Genomic DNA, 20,836 nt, shown 5'->3' with positions numbered 1-20,836 from the left:
TCGGCACCGGCAAGCGCCCGTGCCGATGCCCCATCTGCTCAGGATGTCGGTGCGGTCCAGCCGGCTCCTACCGGAACGTAGTCCGTAGCCCGCGTGTCGCCGGAGCCGGCGAGCAATGTGGACTCGAAGTCGTACCGCGGACGGTAGCCGAGGAGCCGTTCAGCCTTCGCGTTCGACAGCTCGAACGCCAGCCGAACCGGCATGTGGGCGTTGAGGAGGGTGGTGTCGCGGTGCTTAGCGATCACCTTGGCACCTTCGGCGAAACTGGTCGCCCGCGGCCCCACGATGTTGAAGCCCTCGTTCGCGGCCGCTGGGGACTCGATGCACCGGATCGTCCCTTCAACGGTGTCGCGGACGTCGGTGAGGTGGATGGACCAAGGTGCACCGTCCGGCCCGACGAGGCAGACGGCCGGGTCGTCCGCCTGGTCCGGCGCGGGCAGCAGGGTGGCGAGGCCGTGCGCAAGTTTGAACAGCGGCCAGAGGTTGCTCCGCGGCCCGAGCGCCGAGTGTGTTTCGAGGAAACCTCTCACCCAGCTCATCCGGAAGAGCGACCCCGCCTCGTTCGGAGCAAGTACCGATCCGTACCGCAATATTGTGTACTGGAGCCCGTGGATTTTGCGGTAGTTGCGGACGAGGTGCTCGCACAAGACCTTTGAAGTTCCGTAGTAGTCGCCGGGAAACTGCTCGGACTCTTCGGTCAGTGACATGACGTTCGGGTCCGCCGGACCGTAGGTGTTGTCGGTGCTGGCGTAGATGAAACGCCGGACCGTGCGGCCTGCGCCGACTGACGCCTCCAGGACGCGCAGCGTTCCCAGGACGTTGATGTCGTAGTACTCCTCGACCGTGCTGTCGCCCAAGGGCATCTGGGCTGCCAGGTGGATCACCACGTCGGCACCTTCGACTGCCGTTCGGAGCGCACGGCCGTCAGTCAGGTCGGCCTCGGCCGTCTCGACCTCGGACGGCATCGGGAACTTCTTGTTGCCGGGGCGAACCACCGCACGCACGTCGTAGCCGCCGGTGCTGAGCCTCCGCACGAGCGTCGAACCCACCCGGCCGGCAGCCCCTGTCACACACACCAATGTCATTTGTCAACGCCTCCGAGGTCGTTCTCGTAAAATCGCTTCTTCTGGAAATCAGGGAAATCGGCACTTTTCACCGGTGCTGCGACGAGGCGGCTCAGGTCGTTGTCCGCCGGCCTCCCGGGTTCGGGTGGCGCCTTGCGCTGGACGGCACGGGCTTTGGTGATCGCCGCAGCGATCGCGGCCCGCTCTGGTGGGCAGTCGAGAACCGAAGCTGCCCGATCGCGCCCCTCCTGACGAGAGCCGATGTTGACGCTCGGGACTCCGGCGGCCGGTGCGTCGACCAGACCGCTGGACGAATTCCCGATCACGACGGCACTGCAGGCCAGGAGGCTTTGGTACCGCCGCCAGCCGAGTGAGGGCACCAAGAGCGCTCGTTTTCCGTTCCGCCACACGTAATCCCGGATCTGGAGGAGAATCTGCTGCCCACCGCGGTCGACGTTGGGTGCGGTGAACACGAGCGTGGCATCGGGATGGGAATCCAGAGCGTCCAGCATCGCCGCGAGCCCTTTGGCGGATTCGAGTTGGTCACTCGTGACCGGGTGGTAGGTGATGGTGAAGACCGGTGGCCCGAGTGAGATACCCAATTGCTGCGCGAGTTCGGCCCGGCCCAAGGTTCGGCCGGTGACGTGCCCGCGGAGAAGAGCGCCGCCGACGACATGCACGTGGGCTGGATCTTCGCCCATGCGCACCAAGCGGCCCTTGTCGGTCGCACTCAGCACGAAATGGAGGTGCGCGATCTTCGTGAGGGCGTGGCGGATACGTTCATCCACGACCCCGTAGGTGAGCTGACCGCCACCGAAGTGAGCGATCACGATGTCCTGTGGAAGTGCTGCCACCGCGACGGCGAGTGCTTCGTACCTGTCGCCGGAAACGAGCAGCACGTCAGGCCTGATCCTGCGCAGTGCGTCGGACATCCCGATCACTCCCAGGCCGAGTGACTTCGCCATGGCGGCGGGGTGGTCTCCGGACAGCACGACATCGATCTCGTCGGCGATCGTGAAGCCGTCTTCGCGGACTTCGTCAACAGTCTTTCCCTGGTCTGGCACCAGGTGACCGCCGGACACCAGTAACACCAAGTCGATCTCGGGATCGGTGTCCAGGCATTCCAAGATGGGGATCATCGGACTGTAGTCGGCCCGGGATCCGGTGAACGCACACACTTTCCGCAGCTGAGTCATCGGCCTCGGTTGATGGTCTGGATGACCTCGTGGAGAACGCGGTCCTGGTCGATCTCGCTCAAATGCACCGAGCTGGGCAGGGAGACGGCCCGCTGGTACAAGGAATCCGCGACACCCCGGCCCACCTGGTGCGACGAGAGGTACGGAGGCTGCCGATGAACTGGTGGCCACAGGCGCCGCGCTTCGATGTTCTTCTTGGCGAGGGCGTCGATCAGCGGATCGGGATCGCTTGTGAGGATCGAATAGATCCAGTGGGATGGGGTCGCCCATGGTTCGTGCGGGCAACGCTCCACGGCTAGCTGCTCGAGACGCGCGTTGTAGCGCGCGGCAATTCGTTGCTTCGCCGAGAGCTTCTTCGGGAGCTGCTCCAGCTGAGCCAGACCGATCGCTGCAGCGACATTGGTCATCCGGTAGTTGTAGCCCACTTCGTCGTGCCAGTAGCCGCGTTCGGGTGACCGCGCTTGCGTGGTGAGGTGCCGTGCTTTCGCCGCGGCACGCTCGTCAGTGGCGGCGATCATGCCACCGCCGCCGGAAGTAATCATCTTGTTGCCGTTGAAGGAGAAGCAGCCGTAGTCACCGACGGTGCCGACATGTCGGCCAGCCAGCGGTCCTGTGCTCCATCCCGCCCCCAGCGCCTCGGCGGCGTCCTCGACGATGCGCACGCCGAACCGTTCGCGGAGGTCCAGGAGCGGCTCGATGTCAGCGGGATGGCCGAGAAGGTGGACCACCTCGACGACGTCGGGGAACCGACGGCCTGCTCGTGCGGCTCGCACGACCTCGTCGTGGAGTAGGTGGGTGTTCATGTTCCAGGTGCGTGGCTCGCTGTCGACGAGCCACAGATCTGCACCGGTGTACGCGGCGGCGTTCGCCGAGGCGATGAAGGTGAGCGTCGACACGGCGACCAGCGAGCCAGTGCCCGCTCCGGCCAGCCTGAGCGCTACGTGGAGTGCCGCGGTGCCACTCGCGCACGCCACCGTATGCGCCCCACCGATGCTCTCCGCGAACTCGCGCTCGAACCGGTTCACGAACGGTCCCACCGACGACACGTAACCCGTGTCGAGGCATTCCTGTACGTAACGCTTCTCGTTGCCGGAGAGTTCGGGTTCCGCCAGGGGAATTCGATTTGCTTGACCGGTCATCTGGCGTACCTCACGGCGCGGTGGGGATCGGTTCTCGGCTGCAGCCACGCGGCTGTTCTCTTGATGCCGTCCATCAGCGCGGTTTCGGCCCGCCAACCGAGTACCGACTGTGCGTTCCCGGGATCAGATCGCAAGATCTCGACCTCGCTGGCTCTGGGCCGGACGCGTATCGATTGAGTTTCCGGGACCGCGTCGGCGCCCGTGACCCGGCAACAGACGTCGAAGAGCTCACCGATGGATATGTCTTCTCCGGTGCCGAGCTGGACCAAGGTGCCTGGAGCAAGATCGGCGAGGCCCATCCGGACGAAGCCGTCGACCGTGTCGGAGACGTAGGTGAAGTCGCGCCGGGGGGTGAGGCTACCCAGCCGTACTCGCGTGTGTCCGGCGAGCAACTGCCCGAGGATGGTGGGGATGATCGCGCGCGCCGATTGCCGGGGGCCGAAGGTGTTGAACGGGCGCAGGGTCCGGACGTCGAGGTCGAATGACCGCGCGTACGCTTCGCAGAGCTGGTCCGCAGCGATCTTCGATGCCGCATAAGGCGACTGAGCCCGCAGCGGGTGAGACTCCCGGATGGGCACCGTACTGGGGGTTCCGTAGACCTCGCTGGTCGAGGTGTTCACAACCGTCACGCCGCCAAGAGCCCTGGCCGCTTCCAGAACGTTGAGGGTGCCGGTCACGTTCGTCTCAACGAAAGAGGCCGGGGCCTGGTAGCTGTATGGGATGGCGATCAGAGCGGCGAGGTGGAACACGATGTCGATGCCTTCGACGATTTCGTGCACGAACCGCCCGTCCCGGATGTCGCCGAGCCGGAGGTCCAGTCGCTCCGCGAGGTCCTGGTCGAGCTCGTCCAGCCAGCCGTACGACCCGTTCGAGTTGTACACGCACAACGCACGGACGTCCGCGCCTTCGGCGAGGAGGCGCTCGACCAGATGGCTCCCGATGAATCCGTCGGCACCGGTCACCAGGACCTGGCGGTTCAGGAGGGTGGCCGCATGGCCACCCCCTGTTCGCGTCGGCAACGGCTCTTTTCTCGTATGTGCAGACCGTTCAGTCACACCTACGTTGCTATCAACCGTCGCCGCGGCGCTCCCAGAGAGCGAGTTACGCTGCGGGCCCGCAGAGTCAGTCGAAGACGATGAGCCCGCGGAGGTCCCGGCCCTCGTCGAGCGCTGCGGAGGCCTCGTTGATCTGGTCGAGGCGGTAGCGGTGACCGATCAGCTCGTCGAGTTTCAACTTGCCCGCCAGGTAGAGCTCGACCAGTTCGGGGAACGCTTCGTGCGGGTTTGACGAGCCGTATTTCGACCCGACGATCCGCCGCTCGCCCGAGGTGAGCAGCCCGGGGTCGACGCGGACCAGGTCACCAGGACGGGGCGCACCTACGAGGACGCACACGCCCCGTGGCCGGAGAACCGCCAGCGCCTGTTCCATGACCTGCGTCGAGCCGACCGCCACCACTGCGCAATCGACTCCGCCGGCCGAGTGGGCGAGGACTTCATTGATCGGGTCCGTTTGCTGCGCGTTGATCTGAACCTCTGCGCCGAGGACTTTGGAGGCTTCCAGCTTGTGCTCGGCGAGGTCGACAGCGATCACCGGTTGAGCTCCTGCGAGCGCAGCCCCCTGCACGGCGTTCAGGCCGATGCCCCCGCACCCGAAGACGACGACACTCTGGCCAGGCCGTACTTGGGCGGTGTTCAACACCGCTCCGACGCCCGTTGTCACGGCGCAGCCGATGAGCGCTGCCTTGTCGAGCGGCATGTCGGCGCGGATCTTGACCGCAGCGGTCGCGTCCACCACCACGTACGAGCTGTACGTGGAGGGGCCGAAGTGCTGGATGGGGGTGCCGCCGGCTTCGAAGCGGGTGGTCCCGTCCCGCATCTGGAACGGGGAGGTGTTCGGGCACAGGGCGGGAAGCCCGGCTGCGCATGAACGACATCGACCGCACACCGGGGCCCAGGAGAGGATGACGTGATCGCCGGGTTGCAGTGAGTCACATCCTGGTCCCACGGCTTCGACGACGCCGGCGCCTTCGTCGCCGAGGATCATGGGCAGGGGCACGTCCGGGTAAGCCCCCTTTTCGACGCTGAGACAGCTGTGGCAAACCCCGGCCGCGACCATCCGCACGAGCACCTCACCAGTCCGAGGTTCGCCGAGTGCAACGAGTTCGACGTTCTGTGGCTCATTGGGGTGTCTCAACACGGGGGCGAGAACGTCCACTGTCGGCTCCTTGCTCGAACGGGCGGGCGGCGCCGCGCTTGCTGTGGGGCTCGGCCGGCCAGGCGAATCGTCACCGCTGCCGGCGCGACGCCCGCTGGTTCCGGACAACGATACAACAGTTTCATAATGGCGAGAACCGCTACCGCCCCGGATGGCCTACGGTGCACCACAATCACCGCCTCGCCGCGGTGCGTGCGGACAGGAAAACGACTGGTCCAGCCGTTGTCCACCGTTAGCGGTAAGTGACCTGGAGCTTCGCGCCGGTCGCGTGCTGTGCCCAGGTTCCGCTTCTTGTTGGACGCCAACCCGTGGGGTACCTTGTTTGAAACAGCAATCTCACCCAGTAGAACCGAGCTTGTTGGCGACACTGCGCTCCCGGGGGCATTGACCACGGTTCAGAGGAGACATCATGAGCAATTCCGCATCTCGTACCGCTCCGCCGGCTCTCGCAGCAAAACGGCGTGGCATCGGCAGGCGAGAGGCGTTGCGCTGGGGGATCGGCGCGGGGGCGGGTCTGGTCGTGGGTCTTCCCGTCTTGTCCGGTTGTTCCATCGGTAGTCAGCAGTCTTCGGGTGGCGGGCAGGGCAGCCCGCCGGCAACCCCGACCGGCGTGCTCCGTGTCGGGCACCCGGCGGATCCATCGAGCCTCGACCCGTCGGTCGCCTTCGACGGTGCGACCCTCTCGGTGCTCTCCAACCACGTGTACGAGGGGCTGCTGCGTTTCAAGCAAGGGACCTCTGACGTGGAAGGACTGCTGGCGGAAAGTTACGAATCCTCCCCTGATGCTCGCGAGTGGACGTTCCGGCTCAGGGAAGGCGTCAAGTTCCATGACGGCGAGGTGCTGAACTCGACGGCCGTGCGGAAGACGTTCGAGTACTACAGCCGGGAGGACGCCGGTCTTTCGCTGCTGATCCCGGCCGATGCGGTCTTCGACGACTCCGACCCCGCCGTCTTCCGCGTCAAGTCGCCTAAACCTGCACCGGATATGGCGCGGAACGCCACATTGGTCGGCATCATCTCGCCGAAGCTCGTCGCCCAGGGGGTCGACGTCGTCAAGGCGACAGCGGTCGGAACTGGCCCCTTCAGGTTCGTCAGTTACACGGCAGCGAAATCGATCGTCCTCACCGCCAACCCGGACTACCGCGGCCCGGGGCCGTACGTGCAGGAGGTCCAGTTCCTGATCATCCCTGATGCGTCGGCCCGTGCTTCCGCCCTGCGATCCGGCAGCATCGACCTGGTTGCCAAGGTCGCGCCAGCTGATGCGGTGGCGCTGCGCTCCGATCGGAACCTGGTGGTCCAAGAGGCGCCGACCTGGTCGCAAAGCGAAGTCATCTTCTTCCTGAAGAGCCCGGTTTCGGACAACCTCAAGGTTCGGCAGGCCGTCGCCCACGCGATCGACAAAGCCGCACTGATAAAGTCGATCCAGAACGGTGTTGGCACGCCTGCCGAAAGTGTTCTTCCCCCGGGGGTGTACGGCTATCATGCGCCCGCCACCAAGTACTCGTACGACCTCGGAAAAGCACAGCAAATCATCGCCGAATGCGGGTTGTCCTCCCCTGTCCAGGCTGAGATAATCTGGGCGCCAGAACTTGGTGCGAGTCTCGACAAGATGGCGTTCGCGATAAGCGGCATGGTGAAGAAAATCGGTGTCGAGCTGAAGGTCACCCAAAAGCCCATCGGTGAGATCGCAAAACAGATCATGGACACAACTCTGCAGAAGCCGTACCAGTCGGTCATGGGGGACATGGGCTGGCTGAACGGAGCTCCGCTGTTCCTCACCACCGGGTACTTCGAGACTGTCTCCGGGTTCGAGGAGTTGAAGCCTCTCAAGGAAAAAATGGTAAGCACGCCGGACGGGCCGGAACGGTTGCAGGTGATCGCGGACATGCAAGAGCTGTTCGCCCGGCAACTGCCCATGATCCCGCTCTACACCGTGACCGAGATCGACGTGCACAGGTCCGCTGTCCAGGGTTACTCCGTTCCCCGTGACGGGTTCCTGCCGCGACTGGGCGAGGTGTACCTCAGCGCCTGAAACCTGTGACCGGCTAGGAGGTCAGATGTTGTACAGATACGTCGGTAGCAGGCTTGGGCAGAGCCTGATCGTTTTGTTCGGCGCGGTGGCGATTTCCTTCGCCCTGACGAACCTGATCGGCAAGCCGTCGGACGTTCTCGGTGGCCCGTTCATGACCGCCGACCAGCGTGCCGCGCTCAACGCCCAGCTAGGGTACGACCAGCCGGTACTTCCGAGGTTCGGCAATTTCCTGGTCAACCTCGTCACCGGTGATTTCGGTGTTTCATACCGGTCCAACGAGAACGCCATGACGGTTGTTATGGAGTCCCTGCCGAACACCCTGGTACTGGTTCTCTCCGCGCTGCTCCTGGCGTCGGCGATCTCGCTGGTCCTGGCGATCTTCAGCGTGCGGCACCGGGAAGGCGTGGCGGACCGCGCGCTGCGTCGTTCAGTTGGAGTCTTCCAGGGCATGCCGAACTTCTGGCTCGCCCTGATGCTGATCTTGCTCCTGTCTGTGCAGGTTCCACTGCTGCCGAGCTTCGGCTTCAACGAACCGGCCGCGTTGGTGCTTCCGATGCTCGCGATGGCTATCCCGATCGTGCCGATCCAATTCCGCATCTTCCGGGGACAACTGCTCGACGTGATGGGGAAGAACTTCGTCGAAGCGATGCGAGCCCGGGGCTTGAGCGAGCGAAGCATCGTCTATCGGCACGGACTGCGCAACATGGTGGGCCCCGCGGTCACCTTGACTGCCCTGCAACTCGGTTACCTGATCGGCGGCAGCCTGGTCGTGGAGACGGTGTTCTCCTGGCCGGGGATCGGCAACCTCGTGGTGTCGGCCGTACAGGCGCGGGATTTCGCTGTGGTGCAGGCGATCATCATCGTCGTCGCCGCCTTCTACGTCCTGCTCAACCTGGTGGCAGATGTCGTCGTCCTGCTCATCGATCCTCGGACGCGGAAGGGGACGGCATGATAGCCATAGCGGACAGGATCCCTCGCCGGCCTCGGACGAGCGCGGGAGCCACTTCTCTGCGGGCCGGTGTAACCCTGCTGGGTGCCATGATCGCCCTCGCATTGTTCGCGGTGTTCTGGCTCGAAGACCCCAACACGCAGGAGTTGTCGGAGGGCGGCCTCCCCCCGTTCTCCCCGGGGCATCCCCTCGGCACGGACGTCCTCGGCCGAGATCTCCTGAACTGGTGCGCGCACGGGATCGTGACGTCACTGATGATCAGCGTCACGGTTACGCTGCTCAGCGCGGTTGTCGGCGTCACGATCGGCACTCTTTCCGCTTACGTCGGGGGCTGGGTGGACGCGCTGCTCATGCGGATCGTCGATCTCCAGCTTGCCGTGCCGCCAATTCTCGTGTTCCTCGCCGCTGCCATGGTGGTGCCGAGGAACGTAGTGACGATGGTGTTGCTGCTGTCCTCCGTCGCTTGGGTGCCGTTCGCGAGACTCCTCCGGACGCACACGCTCGTCGAGCGCGAGCGCGGGTACATCGCGGCAGCGCGGTTGGCCGGCGCGCGGAAGGGCAACATCTTGATCAGCCACCTGGTTCCGGCGGCGGCGACGCCCATCGTCGTGTTCAGTTCGCTGGAGGTCGGTGGTGTGATGCTGTACGAAGCGGGCTTGTCGTTCCTCGGTCTCGGCCTGGAACCGCCTACGCCGAGTCTTGGTTACATGATCGCGCAGGGGCGCGACCAGCTCGGCAGTTCTTGGTGGATCGCAACGGTGCCCGGGTTGTTCATCGTTGTGCTCATCCTGGCTGCGAACCTGATCGGGGACGGTCTGCGCGACCGTTTCCACGTCGACAACGGAGGCCATTGATGAACGCTCCAGCGGTTGTCGTCGAGGACCTGGCCGTCAGGACGGTGAGCGGAGCGGAAGTGGTGTCCGGGGTGAACCTCGTGGTTCAAGCCGGGCGGATGGTGGGACTCCTCGGCGAGACGGGGGCGGGGAAGACGGTCACTGCTCGCGCGATGCTCGGTCTGTTGCCGCGGGGGCTCAAAGCGGCCGGACGCGTTCGTTTCGGACGTGGACAGTGGCTTGACCTGTCGAAGCCGGACACCGTTGTACCGCTCCTGGGCAGGATGGCCGGTCTCATGTTGCAAGACCCCGCGAGCGCCTTCGATCCGGTTCAGCGGATCGGGCCTCAGTTGGTCGAGTCGGTGGTGCGGAACCGGCTGATGAGCAAGCCGGAAGCCGTGGCTCGTGCCGAGGAGCTTTGTGCGAAGCTCAGTTTGCCCGAGCCGGCCAGTTTGTTCCGCCTGTTCCCGCATGAACTTTCCGGCGGCATGAGCCAGCGTGTCGCATTGGCGATGACGCTCATGCCGGCTCCGGAACTCCTGGTCGTCGATGAGCCAACCTCCGCGCTGGACGCCAACTTACGCGTGGATGCGCTCAGGCTGCTACGCGACATCGCCGGTGACGGGAACACTGGCATGCTGCTGATATCCCACGACCTCGCATTGGTAAGCCATTTCTGCGACGAGATCGGCATCTTGTACGCCGGGCACTTGGCAGAACTGGGACCGACATCTACCGTTCTCCGCAAACCCGCGCATCCCTATACTCGAACGCTCGTCTCGTGCTCTCTGCGCTTGAACAGTTCGAACCGGGTCCTGCTACCCACGGTCGGCGGTGAACCGCCGTTACCGGGTGACTGGCCATCGGGGTGCTACTTCCACCCGAGGTGCCCTGCTGCTCGGGAGAAATGCAGGGACCAGACGCCGGTCTACGTCACGGCCGGCGCTCGCGGCGCAGCATGCCACTTCGCTGATCTGGAGGATTGACGTGACTACCTCAGTGATCGGAACTGCCCCCGCCATTGAAGCGATTGGCCTCGGCAAGACCTTCGGGGGCCGTGGACGCGTCAAACGCGAAGCCCTTGCCGAGATCACGTTTTCGGTCGAACGAGGCCGGACACTCGCGATCGTGGGGGAAAGCGGTGCGGGCAAGACCACGCTGGTGCGGTGTATAGCCGGGCTCGAGACCCCGACCAGTGGCGAGACTCTCATCCACGGCGCACCGCACGCATGCCGGGCGGGCCGGGTCAGTCCCGTGCAAATGGTGTTTCAGAACCCGTCCGATGCGCTCGATTCGATGCGCAGTGTCGGCTCGAGCATCGCTGAACCACTGCGCGGCAGGTCGCGCGCCGCGAGGCGGGCCCGGGTAACCGAGCTCCTGTCCCTCGTCGGCATCAACCCAGCACGCGCCAAAGACCGTCCTCGTTCATTTTCCGGCGGTCAGCTACAACGGATCGTCATTGCCCGCGCGCTGGCGCCCGAGCCATCGGTTCTCCTGTGTGACGAGCCGACCTCTGCGCTCGACGTGTCCGTGCAGGCGCAGATCATCAACCTTCTGCTCAAGTTGCAGAAGGAGCACGGGTTCGCTGCTGTCGTGGTCACCCACGACCTAGCGGTGGCGAAGGTACTCGCTGATGACGTGCTGGTGCTGCGCCACGGCAAGTCGTTGTTCTACGGACCGGTGGACGACCTGCTCGACGTAAATCTGACGCACGACCCCTACGTGACCGGCCTCGTGAGCGCCTCCCGCGATGCCGAACTGGGCTTGGGGACCGGCGAGGAGGAATTGGCGTTGGGTTGAACGGCCGGTTTCGGACTGAAATGGTATATCCTGTTCATTTACTGAAACGCAGTCGAGGAGGGTGATGGTGGCTGCTGGGGAAAGGCGCGTTGCGCTCGTCACGGGTGCCTCACGGGGCATCGGGGCAGCAATCGGCCGCCGCCTCGCGGCGGAGGGGATGGCCGTAGCATTGAACAGTCATCCTGACGAACGTATGGTCACCCTTGCAAAGCAGGTCGCCGAGGACATCGTGGACGCCGGCGGCACCGCGCTCGTCATCCCGGCAGACGTCGCGGAGCCCGCGGACGTGCAGTTTCTCTTCGAGGAATGCGAACGTGAACTCGGCCGGGTCGGGACCCTCGTCCTGAACGCGGCGGCGACCGTCCGCCGGAGTTGGACCGAGATCGGCCCGGAAGAGTGGGACAGGATCATCGGTGTGAACCTCCGCGGCGCATTCCTGTGTAGTCAACGGGCGTTCCGCTCCGCGGAGGTTCGAGACGGCTGCATCGTGACTGTGAGCAGTGTCCTGGCACGTACCGGCGCTCCGAGCGCGCTGCACTACGGGACGAGCAAGGCTGGAGTCATCGGTTTCACCCGGTCGCTCGCCCGCGAGCTGGGACCTCGGGGCATCAGGGTGAACTGCGTGGTGCCTGGCGCCATCCGCACTGAAGAGGAAGAGGAAAGCTTCGCTGATCGTGCCCAGACCGATCGCGCCGCGCTCCGGCACCAGGTGATCGGGCGGCGTGGCACTGCTGACGACGTGGCAGGTGTCGTCAGCTTCCTGGCCGGCCCTGACAGCCGTTTCATGACAGGACAGGCGATCGGTGTGGACGGTGGCTGGACGTTGACGTGAGCGCTCGTGACTCCGCCGGGAGGTGGTGCGAGGTCCGCGAGTCCGTCGTGACGAACGGCCCCGCCACGGGGACGCGCCAGTTGGAGATTCGCGTCGAAGACGGACTGGACATCCGGATTCTCCCGGACCGCGGGTTCGACGTGGGCCAGGCGTGGTGGCGGAGCAAGCCGCTGGCCTGGTACGACGAGAGCCGTGACGTCCCGCCGCTGGCGGTGCTGAGGGACAACGCCTGGATCAGCGGGTTCAGTGGTGGCCTCGTCACTACGTGCGGGCTGTTTCACATCGGCCGGCCGGTGCACGAACGTGGTCTGCACGGGACCTTCGCGCATCAGCGCGCGCACTTGGTCGCCATCGGGCCGGAAGGTTCGGCTCGCGCTCGGATCAGCGAAGCGGACGGGCTCGGGTCGTTGCTCGAGGTGGAGCGGCAGATCAGCACCGAGGGGGGTCGAGGCCGGTTCCTGCTCTCCGACGTAATCACGAACCGCGGTTGCCAGGCCGAGCGGGTCCGCCTGCTGTACCACGTGAACCTCCTGCTTCCCGGTCCGGAAATGTTGTTCCTCCTGCATGGGCAGAGGCTCGGTGACCCACACCTCGAGCGCGCGTACCAGACCACGGCGCTACCCCAGCCGCCAGCCGGGGAGCGCGCCGAGGCGGTACTCCGAGATCACCGGCGGATGCTGGAGATCAAGATCGCCTGGAGCGGCGATGAACTGCCCTTCGGCCACCTTTGGCGCTGCGACACGCCGCACGGTGGGGTTCTGGCGGTGGAGCCGGCCACCGCTCCGCTGCCCGGTGTGCCGCCCCCGGCTCCCGCACCGGAGCTCGTCCTTGCTCCTGGTGCCAGCAAGACGATCCGGCTTGAGGTCGAATGCGCAGAGCTTCGTTCGAGCGAAAGTCATCCTCTGGGGCGCGTGCCGGAAACTGGATTACGTTCTCCACCACCTGTGTCCCTGGATCCGGATTGACGACTTGGCGGTGAGTTCCGTGGCGGGGCCGGCTTTGGTGCCACAACCCAGGCGCGCTTCTTGGACCGGACGGACTGTGCGCGTCAGCACCTTGTTGGTCGCTGAGCTCGACGAGGGGTTGCGAAAGTACGAAGACCACATCCGGAGGATCGCCGGGCTCGTGTCCGGTGATCCGTCACTGCCCGCTCTGCCCGTCACCTTCCATCGAGCAGGACTCAGGAGGGAGGCTTACGAGATACAGCTCGACGAGACCGGAGTGCGCGTGTCAGCCGGTGACAGCCTTGGCGCTTTGCACGCTGTGCGCACGCTGCTCGACGTCTGGGACTGGGGCGGAAACGGATCACTGCCCGAAGGCGAGGTTGCGGATTGGCCGACCTTCGCCGTCCGGGGTGTGTTCGTCGAATCCTTCGCCGGAACGGACCGCATGTCGATCGAGGACTGGCGTCAATTCCTCGACCGGATGTCCCAGCTGAAGATCAACACGGTCGGCGTGTCGATCTACGGCTGCTGGGACATCCGTCATGACGGAAGTCCCAGTGAATACCTCTTCACCCCGTTGCCGGGGTACCCGCAACTCGAGTCACCACAACACGTGACCACTTGGAGCGCGGAGACAGAACGCGAGGTCGACCTGGACTACCTGCCGGCGATGTTCGCCGGCCGATTCTTCGGCGAGGTGGTCCGGTACGCGGACCGCCTGGGCGTCCAGATCATCCCCCATCTCGGTGGCCCCGGTCACTCCACCCTGGTACCACGCGCCCTACCGGCGCTGTCCGCGTTGGACGACGAGGGAGCGCCCACCGGCTACGGGTATTGCGTCTCGCGACCGGAGGCTCGTGCGGAGCTGGCGCGCCTGGTGCGCTGCCTCGTCGCAGAACACCTGCGCCCCAACGGGCTGTCCCGGCTGCACGTCGCCGGCGACGAGTACTATCCGATACGGAACGTCGATCCAGCCGATCGTCGGCGCGTTGTCAGCCCGTACTGCCGTTGTGTAGGTTGCCGGTCGCTGTCACCCGGAGACATGCTCATCGAGTACCTCCTGTGCGTGGGCGAAGTGCTCGCGGGCGAAGGCGTTGCCATGGTGCACTGGCACGACACGCTCGTGCGTGAGGGTGTCCTCGACCGTTATCTCGACGCGGTTGAAGAGCGTGATCTCCCGGTGCCGGTGATCGCCTGGTGGAAGTACAACGATCCGGCCCCGAGACCGAACGCCGATCGCGCGGAGACGTGGTGCTGTCCCACGACCGGGCTCTTCCCGCACCTGTTCCAGCAGGACTTTTCCGGGAACATCGAGGCTGTGTTGCGCCGTGGCCATAATGCCGGCGCGCAGGGTGCCCTCGCCTACAGTTTGCCGGATCCCGCCGATCACGCGAACTACGCGTGTTTCGCCGATCTGTCGTGGAACCTCGAACACTCAGGTGGCGCCGGGGGCTTCCAGCAGAGGTGGGCCAGGTACATCGCGAACGACGAACATGACGTCGCTCTCCAGGCCATCCGATCGGCCGGATCGGTGACCGCCAGTTATCCGTTGATGATGTACATCGTCCACCACCTGCTGCCCTACTTCTCGACCGCCGCTGCGGGAAGCACCCAGTACCCGGACGACTTGTTGCGTTCGTTCGCGATCATCCAGCCGCCAATGGCAGACGTCCTCCGGCAGGTCGCGGCGACGTTGCGAGACGCGGTTTCGATCATGCCCGAAGGGCGGGTGGTTCGCTTCTGGCCCGAGCCCGTCACGCAGTGGAAAGCCGAGTCGGGCCGGCTCGCGGCGACCGCCGATCTTTTCCTCGCTGTCATCGAAGCGGCCCGGCGGCCGACATTGACCAGCCAGGAGGTCGAACGGTTGTCCGCAGACGGGCGCGAGCTGTTGAAGACCGCGGCCACGACAAAGCCGGCTTACCTCGCTCCCCTGGTGGTGCGCGAACACTGGGGTTTCGTCCGGGAGATCGAGACATCGCTCGACCGCTTGCGCACCGGGCCGGGCCTGCAAGGCGAGGAACAGTGGCATGCGTGGATCGTTTGATGGCTCGCAGGTGAGAGCTGCGGAAAATGGAACCTGGCTTTGCAACGGCACGGTTGTCGACGGAACCGGGCGTCCTCCGTTCCTCGGAAACGTGCTGTTGGCGGGCGATGAGATCAAGGCGGTTTCCGCTCCGGTAGCTGAGGTCGACGAGAGTGACCGCATCGATTGCACTGGACTGACGATCGTCCCCGGGTTCATCGACATCCACACGCACTCGGACGTCAGTTTCCTCCACGAGCCGGGGGCGGGAAGCAAGGTTGCGCAGGGCGTGACCACCGAAGTCATCGGTAACTGCGGCTTTTCACCCTTTCCCGTCGCGCGGTCTCGGCGAGATGCACTCGAAGAGTTCATCACCGGGATCGGTTTCCCCCGGCAGCGCGTCTGGTGGGATGACCTGGCGGGATTCGCTGAGGCAGTCACCGCGAGCGGGCCGGTGATGAACGTCGTGCCGCTCGTGGGACACGGTGCGTTGCGAATAGCGTGTACGGGCTCGGCTGACGTCCACCTCGACCGGGCGGACCTGGAACGGCTGGCGGCGAGCTTGGGCAAATCGCTCGAGCAAGGCGCATTCGGCATGTCGAGCGGCCTCACTTACGTCCCCTCGAAGTTCGCAAACCTCGATGAACTCGTGCGACTGGGCCGGGTGCTGGCCGAGCACGGTGCCATGTACGCGACCCATGCCAGGGCGACCCCTGGGACGGAGCCGTTCGAGGAGGCGATAGCCGTTTGCCGTGCTGCCGGCGTCAAGCTGCAATTCTCGCACGTGGCTCTGAACGACCCCAAGATGTGGAGACGGGCACCGGAGGTGGTCGCGTTGTTCCAAGCGGCTGCGGACCGCGGGCTCGACGTCCGGTACGACGTGTATCCCTACCACGCTTCGGCATCGGCCCTCACGCAGTATTTGCCAGGTTGGTTGCAGGAGTCGGGAGAGACGGGCATTCGTGAACAGCTGTCATCGGGGCGCCTGTACGACCGGGCGCGTCGCGAGCTGTCGCGCGGCCTCTTCGGCGCCATCCCCTGGGACTGGAGCCGTGTGGTGTTCTCGTTCGTGGATACCGGGCGGCCGGAACTGGCGGGCCGGAGCGTGGCGCAGGCGGCCGAGGCCCTCGATACGGGCCCCGAGGACCTGTGCCTCGACCTCTGCGCCCGGTATGGCAACCGGGTTCAGGTCGTCCTCTTTTACCGTGACGAAGCCGACGTCGAGTTCTTTCTCGCGGATCCGCTGTCGATCGTGGGTAGCGACGGCAGTGCGATGACCGAGGACGCGCCGGGGAAACCGCACCCGCGGAACTTCGGTGCGCACGCACGTCTCATCGAACGGTACGTCCGCGCGCGATCCGTGGTGGACCTCCCCACTGCCGTGCACAAGAGCACCCTGGCCGCGGCGGAGCGGCTCGGCCTGATCGACCGTGGCCGCATCGCGTCAGGCGCGAAGGCGGACATCGCGGTGCTGGACCTAGCCGCGGTCAGGGAGAGGGCGACCTGGACCGATCCGTGCCGCTACGCGGAGGGCGTGCGGCACGTCTGGATCAACGGTCGGCAGGTTGTGGCTGACGGACGGACAACGGGTGCCCGTGCTGGCCGGTTCCTGCTTCGCGGCCGGTGATCGCGTGGTCAGGACTTCCGCGCTTCCAAGTCTGCGGAAACGGGGTTGGTCGCGATCTCCGCCGCCATGTCGATCAGGGTCTTGGCGACCTTCTTCACGTCCTGCATGGTGAAGCGTGAAGCCGGCCCGCTGACGCTGATCGCCGCCGGGAGGTGGGTTGCCAGGAGTGGCGCGGCGACGCACCGGCCGTCGATCTCGTTCTCGCCGTTGTCGACGGCGTATCCGACGCGCCGGACCTTCGCCAGTTCGTCCAGGTAGTCGTCGATCGAGGTGATCGTGTTGGCGGTCCGTGCGGGCAGGCCCGTGTTCTCCAGCAGCTGCCGGACCCGGTCCTCGGGCAGGTGGGCCGCGATCGCCTTGCCGAGGGCGGTGCTGTGCAGGTAGTCGTGATCGCCGCGGGCAGCGGCCAGCCGGACGCCCCGCCGGCTTTCGACAATCTCGATGTAGATGATGCGGTCGCCGTCAAGGAGGCCGAGGTTCGCCGTCTCGCCGAACTCGTCCCGCAGGCTCTCGAGCGTCGGCCGTGCCCGCTCGCGCAGGATCTCCAGGTGCCGTGACTGCATACCGACGAACCCGAGGCCCAGCCGGAACAGACCGTGTTCCTCGTCCCGCTCGACGTACCTGTGGTTCTCGAGCGTCCAGAGGTACCGGAATGCCGAGGACTTCGGCAGCCCCGTCGTCTGGGCGACCTCGTTGAGGGTGATCCCGTCGACGGACTCCTGCAACAGGTTGAGGATCAGGCAAACCCGTTCAACCGCGCGGACGGAGTAATCGCGCTCCTCTTCCGGCGATCCGGCTCCCGACGGGCTGTCTTCAGGGTCTTGTTTCCGGCCGCGAGCCACGGCTCCTCCTCGTTTCGGCGGGCAATGTCGATGTTTCAGATCTTAGTCGGGATCGAAATCGCTTGTCAGGGGGCCACGCGTGGTTGCGGGACGGTGGATAACACCCCTTGACGCTGGGCGCGGTCAGTCCTACCGTGGGTGAAAGATAGACTCTGAGTTTCACTCAATGAAACGGCGCCGGAGCTGATTCTCGACCGGGCCCGGCCGCAGGAGGGATTCGTCGATGTCCAGCGACTCGTCGCGGCTGTTGCCGCGGTCGGAGGAACTGAGGGAACGCGCGTTGAAGCGAACCCCGGGGGGTGTGCATTCCAACGTCCGGCTGAGCGGCGCCCAGGACTTCATCGCGAGGGCGAAGGGCGCGTGGCTCTACAGCGTCGACGGCCGCGACTACGTCGATTACCTGCTCGGCCAGGGCCCCAACTTCCTTGGCCACGCCCCGGAACAGGTCGTCGACGCCGTCGCGGAAGCGTGCCGGGGTGGAGTGATCTACGGCGGACAGCACGAGCTCGAGGTGCGCGCGTCCGAATTGGTGTGCCGCGCGCTGGGCTGGGCCGACATGGTCCGCTTCGGCGTGTCCGGGACCGAATCCGTGCAGGGTGCACTCCGGCTCGCTCGCGGCGCGACGGGACGAACCAAGGTCGTCCGGTTCGAGGGGCACTACCACGGCTGGCTCGACAACGTCCTCACTGCGGTGCGCGACGGCAAGTGGGGCGCGGCCAGCGCGGGACAGTTGTCCAGCCACCTCGACGACTTCATCGTGTTGCCGTGGAACGACGCGGACCGGCTGGCCGCGGTGTTCGAGGAGGAAGGCGATCAGATCGCCGCTGTCATCACCGAGCCGGTGATGATCAACGCCGGCGTGATCGAGCCGTTGCCCGGCTACCTCGAGCGCATGCGTGAACTCTGCACCCGGTACGGCGCCGTGCTGATCTTCGACGAGGTGATTTCGGGCTTCCGGCTCGGGCTCGGTGGCGCTGCGGAGAGGTACGGGGTCGAACCGGACCTGGCCACCTACGGCAAGGCCATCGCCGGGGGCTTCCCCGTGTCGGCACTGGCCGGGCGCGAAAGCCTGATGAGCCGGCTCGGCACCGGGGAGGTGAACCACTCGGGCACCTTCAACGGCTCGGTCATGGCGACCGCGGCCGTGGTCGCGACCTTGACCAGCCTCTTCGAGGATCCGCCTTACGAGAGGGTTGCCAAGCACGGCAACACCTTGATGATCGGGCTCCGCGACATCGGCCAGGAGTACGGTCTGCCGCTGCGGGTGGCCGGACTGCCACCCGCGTTCCACGTCGCCTTCGGCGATGCTCCGGTCACCGACTACCGCTCCCTGCAGCAGTTGGACCTGGCTCGGTACGAGCGGTTGTCGAAGGCTCTCCTCGAGAACGGGTTGTGGGTGGCCGGGCGAGGTGTCTGGTACGTCTCCGCCGCACACGGTGAGGACGAACTCGACGCCGCCCTCACCAGGTTCGCGGCTGCTGTCGCCGGGGAGGCCGGACGGTGACCGGTTCCGCCGCGTCCCCGGCCGGGGTGTTCGCGCCGTCCGTCCGTGCCGGCGACTACGTCTTCGTCTCCGGGCAGGCTGCGGTCGACGAGGACGGCCGGCTCGTCCCGGGGACCTTCGAGGAGGAATTGCGCCGCTCGATCGACAACGTCCGGCGGGTTCTCGCGCAGGCCGGTCTCACGCTGTCCGATGTGGTCAAGGTCGGCGCGTACGTCGAAGACCCGGCAGACCTGCCGGAGTACAACCGGATCTACCCGGAGTACTTCCCCCACACCCCGGCGCGCACGACCCTGACGAGTTGCCTCGGCGGCATCGTCAAGTTCGAGCTCGACGTGATCGCGTACGCGGGGGACTGATGCGCTTCGCGACCTGTGGCTTGTTCCACGAAGCAAACACCTTTTCCCCGCTCCGTGCTGACCGGCGCATGTTCGAGCGCGGCGGGGTCACCCGCGGTGAGGAGATCGTCGAGGAGTACGCGGACTCCTCGACCGCGCTTGGCGGGTACTTCTCGGCCGCCGAGCAGCTCGGCGTCGAGCTCGAACCGATCCTGTTCGCCTTCGTCACGCCGGCCGGGCCGGTCACCGAGGACGCGTTCGAGTGGCTGCTCGGTGAAATGCTGGCCGAACTGGAGGCGCGCGGCCCGTGGGACGGTGTCCTGCTCAACATCCACGGCGCGGCGGTGGCCGAGCACGTGCTGGACGCGGACGGTGAGATCGCCGCCCGCGTCCGGCAGGTCGTGGGGCCGGACGTGCCCGTCGGGGCGGCGCTGGACATGCACGCCAACATCTCGCAACGCCTGGTGGACGCACTGACCGTGACGCTGGTGTACGAGACGAACCCGCACGTCGACGTACGGGAGCAGGGCGTCCGGTGCGCCGAGCTGATCGCGGCCGCGGCCAGGGGGGAGATCAGGCCACGGCAGGCGCTGGTGCAGTTGCCGCTGGTGGTCAACATCGCGAGGCAGGACACCCGCGAACAGCCAATGGCGGCTCTCGTGGCAAGGGCCCGCGAACTCGGTGACCGGCCCGGCATGCTGTCGGTCCGGGTCTCGGAGGGCTTCCCGTACGCGGACGTCCCGCACATGGGCATGTCGTGCGTCGCGATCCACGACGGCGACGAGGTCGAAGCCGGGGTCGCCGCGCAGGAGCTCGCCGGCTACGTCTGGAAGCACCGCGCTGAGTTGCAGGCGCGGGAGCGCACGGTGGAGGAGGCCCTGGACCTCGCGGTGGGGGAACCAACGGGGCCGGTCGTACTGCTGGACGTCGGGGACAACATCGGTGGCGGGGCGCCAGGGGACTCCACCGTCATCCTCGACGCGGCCCTGCGGCGGGGGGCTCCGCCGCTCGTGCAGACCCTGTGGGATCCGGACTCGGCGCGGCAGTGCATCGAGGCCGGGGAGGGCGCCGCGGTGCACCTTCGCGTGGGGGCGAAGCACGTGCACTCCGCCGGGCGGCCGGTGCCGGTGCACGGGACGGTCCGCACCGTGTCCGACGGCCGCTTCGAGGAGCCCACCGCCACGCACGGCGGGTTCCGCTTCTTCGACCAGGGCCCGACGGCCGTCCTGGACACCGTCGACGGGCACACGCTCGTGATCGGCTCCAAGGCGGTCATGAACTCCAGCCTGCAGCAGCTGCTCAGCGTCGGCGTGGACCCGGCGCGCTACCGCATCGTCGTGGCCAAGGGCGTGAACTCGCCGCGCGCGGCATACGGGGCCATCGCCCGGCTGATGCTCGTCGTGGACACCGACGGCGTCACCGCGATGAACCTCGACCGCTTCACCTACCGGCACCGGCGCAAGCCGTTGTACCCCTTCGAAGCAGCGGAATTCCCGGAGTAG

At 66.0% G+C, this 20,836-nt stretch carries 18 protein-coding genes; 12 read left to right on the top strand and 6 right to left on the bottom strand.

The genetic code is table 11. The annotated features are described in order from the left end of the window. Positions 1-38 precede the first annotated feature (38 nt). From AMYTH_RS47205 to AMYTH_RS0126855, 5 genes are all read right to left on the bottom strand, one after another. The gene (locus tag AMYTH_RS47205; RefSeq protein ID WP_084022691.1) at positions 39-1,085 is read right to left on the bottom strand and encodes an NAD-dependent epimerase/dehydratase family protein; all 1,047 of its coding nucleotides are present in this window, start codon (positions 1,083-1,085) and stop codon (positions 39-41) included. After that, positions 1,082-2,260: a UDP-N-acetylglucosamine 2-epimerase gene (gene neuC, locus AMYTH_RS45770; RefSeq protein WP_051362831.1), complete on the bottom strand. Its 1,179-nt coding sequence runs from the start codon at positions 2,258-2,260 to the stop codon at positions 1,082-1,084. Before neuC ends, AMYTH_RS47205 begins: the two co-directional genes overlap by 4 nt. Then, positions 2,257-3,399, bottom strand: coding sequence for a DegT/DnrJ/EryC1/StrS family aminotransferase (locus tag AMYTH_RS0126865; RefSeq protein ID WP_037322703.1), 1,143 nt, complete (start codon positions 3,397-3,399; stop codon positions 2,257-2,259). The genes neuC and AMYTH_RS0126865 overlap by 4 nt, the downstream gene beginning before the upstream one ends. Further along, a complete protein-coding gene (locus tag AMYTH_RS0126860) occupies positions 3,396-4,454 on the bottom strand; it encodes an SDR family NAD(P)-dependent oxidoreductase (protein ID WP_228684972.1) in 1,059 nt (352 codons plus the stop codon). Before AMYTH_RS0126860 ends, AMYTH_RS0126865 begins: the two co-directional genes overlap by 4 nt. A 67-nt stretch (positions 4,455-4,521) precedes the next feature. Beyond that, complete coding sequence (locus tag AMYTH_RS0126855) at positions 4,522-5,613, bottom strand: Zn-dependent alcohol dehydrogenase (protein ID WP_148085707.1); 1,092 nt, start codon at positions 5,611-5,613, stop codon at positions 4,522-4,524. A gap of 409 nt (positions 5,614-6,022) precedes the next feature. Here AMYTH_RS0126855 and AMYTH_RS0126850 point away from each other — a divergent pair, with 409 nt between their 5' ends. From AMYTH_RS0126850 to AMYTH_RS0126810, 9 genes are all read left to right on the top strand, one after another. Next, a complete protein-coding gene (locus AMYTH_RS0126850; protein WP_084022689.1) occupies positions 6,023-7,645 on the top strand; it encodes an ABC transporter substrate-binding protein in 1,623 nt (540 codons plus the stop codon). A 25-nt stretch (positions 7,646-7,670) separates the two neighbouring features. After that, on the top strand, positions 7,671-8,597 hold the full coding sequence (locus tag AMYTH_RS0126845) for an ABC transporter permease (RefSeq protein WP_027932859.1): 927 nt from the start codon (positions 7,671-7,673) through the stop codon (positions 8,595-8,597). An 86-nt stretch (positions 8,598-8,683) separates the two neighbouring features. Beyond that, complete coding sequence (locus AMYTH_RS45765; protein WP_051362829.1) at positions 8,684-9,448, top strand: ABC transporter permease; 765 nt, start codon at positions 8,684-8,686, stop codon at positions 9,446-9,448. Next, positions 9,448-10,413 carry an ABC transporter ATP-binding protein gene (locus tag AMYTH_RS45760; protein WP_037322699.1) on the top strand — a complete coding sequence of 322 codons (966 nt, stop codon included), beginning with the start codon at positions 9,448-9,450 and terminating at the stop codon, positions 10,411-10,413. Before AMYTH_RS45765 ends, AMYTH_RS45760 begins: the two co-directional genes overlap by 1 nt. A 1-nt stretch (position 10,414) precedes the next feature. Further along, positions 10,415-11,227 carry an ABC transporter ATP-binding protein gene (locus AMYTH_RS0126830; protein ID WP_051362828.1) on the top strand — a complete coding sequence of 271 codons (813 nt, stop codon included), beginning with the start codon at positions 10,415-10,417 and terminating at the stop codon, positions 11,225-11,227. A gap of 67 nt (positions 11,228-11,294) precedes the next feature. Continuing rightward, positions 11,295-12,059, top strand: a complete 765-nt coding sequence (locus AMYTH_RS0126825) for an SDR family NAD(P)-dependent oxidoreductase (protein WP_167344612.1) — start codon at positions 11,295-11,297, stop codon at positions 12,057-12,059. Between the two features lie 47 nt (positions 12,060-12,106). Then, positions 12,107-13,024 (top strand): DUF4432 family protein, encoded by a 918-nt coding sequence (locus AMYTH_RS0126820; RefSeq protein WP_167344611.1) that lies wholly within the window; start codon positions 12,107-12,109, stop codon positions 13,022-13,024. A 10-nt stretch (positions 13,025-13,034) separates the two neighbouring features. Next, entirely contained in the window at positions 13,035-15,047 is a 2,013-nt protein-coding gene (locus AMYTH_RS0126815; protein WP_167344610.1) for a glycoside hydrolase family 20 zincin-like fold domain-containing protein, read from the top strand. Then, on the top strand, positions 15,031-16,653 hold the full coding sequence (locus tag AMYTH_RS0126810; RefSeq protein WP_084022685.1) for an N-acyl-D-amino-acid deacylase family protein: 1,623 nt from the start codon (positions 15,031-15,033) through the stop codon (positions 16,651-16,653). Before AMYTH_RS0126815 ends, AMYTH_RS0126810 begins: the two co-directional genes overlap by 17 nt. A gap of 8 nt (positions 16,654-16,661) precedes the next feature. On the opposite strand, the gene AMYTH_RS0126805 is transcribed toward AMYTH_RS0126810, so the two are convergent. Then, positions 16,662-17,495, bottom strand: a complete 834-nt coding sequence (locus AMYTH_RS0126805; RefSeq protein ID WP_027932853.1) for an IclR family transcriptional regulator — start codon at positions 17,493-17,495, stop codon at positions 16,662-16,664. Positions 17,496-17,718: 223 nt separating this feature from the next. Here AMYTH_RS0126805 and AMYTH_RS0126800 point away from each other — a divergent pair, with 223 nt between their 5' ends. Genes AMYTH_RS0126800 through AMYTH_RS0126790 form a run of 3 tightly spaced genes read left to right on the top strand, consistent with a single transcriptional unit; the run spans position 17,719 to position 20,836 of the window. Continuing rightward, a complete protein-coding gene (locus AMYTH_RS0126800) occupies positions 17,719-18,999 on the top strand; it encodes an aspartate aminotransferase family protein (RefSeq protein WP_027932852.1) in 1,281 nt (426 codons plus the stop codon). Beyond that, positions 18,996-19,355: a RidA family protein gene (locus AMYTH_RS0126795; protein WP_027932851.1), complete on the top strand. Its 360-nt coding sequence runs from the start codon at positions 18,996-18,998 to the stop codon at positions 19,353-19,355. Before AMYTH_RS0126800 ends, AMYTH_RS0126795 begins: the two co-directional genes overlap by 4 nt. After that, positions 19,355-20,836, top strand: a complete 1,482-nt coding sequence (locus AMYTH_RS0126790; protein ID WP_027932850.1) for a M81 family metallopeptidase — start codon at positions 19,355-19,357, stop codon at positions 20,834-20,836. Before AMYTH_RS0126795 ends, AMYTH_RS0126790 begins: the two co-directional genes overlap by 1 nt.

Source organism: Amycolatopsis thermoflava N1165, from assembly GCF_000473265.1.
Classification (GTDB): domain Bacteria; phylum Actinomycetota; class Actinomycetes; order Mycobacteriales; family Pseudonocardiaceae; genus Amycolatopsis_E; species Amycolatopsis_E thermoflava.
Note: the sequence above shows the minus strand (reverse complement) of the source record. Positions and strands in the feature narration are given on the sequence as shown.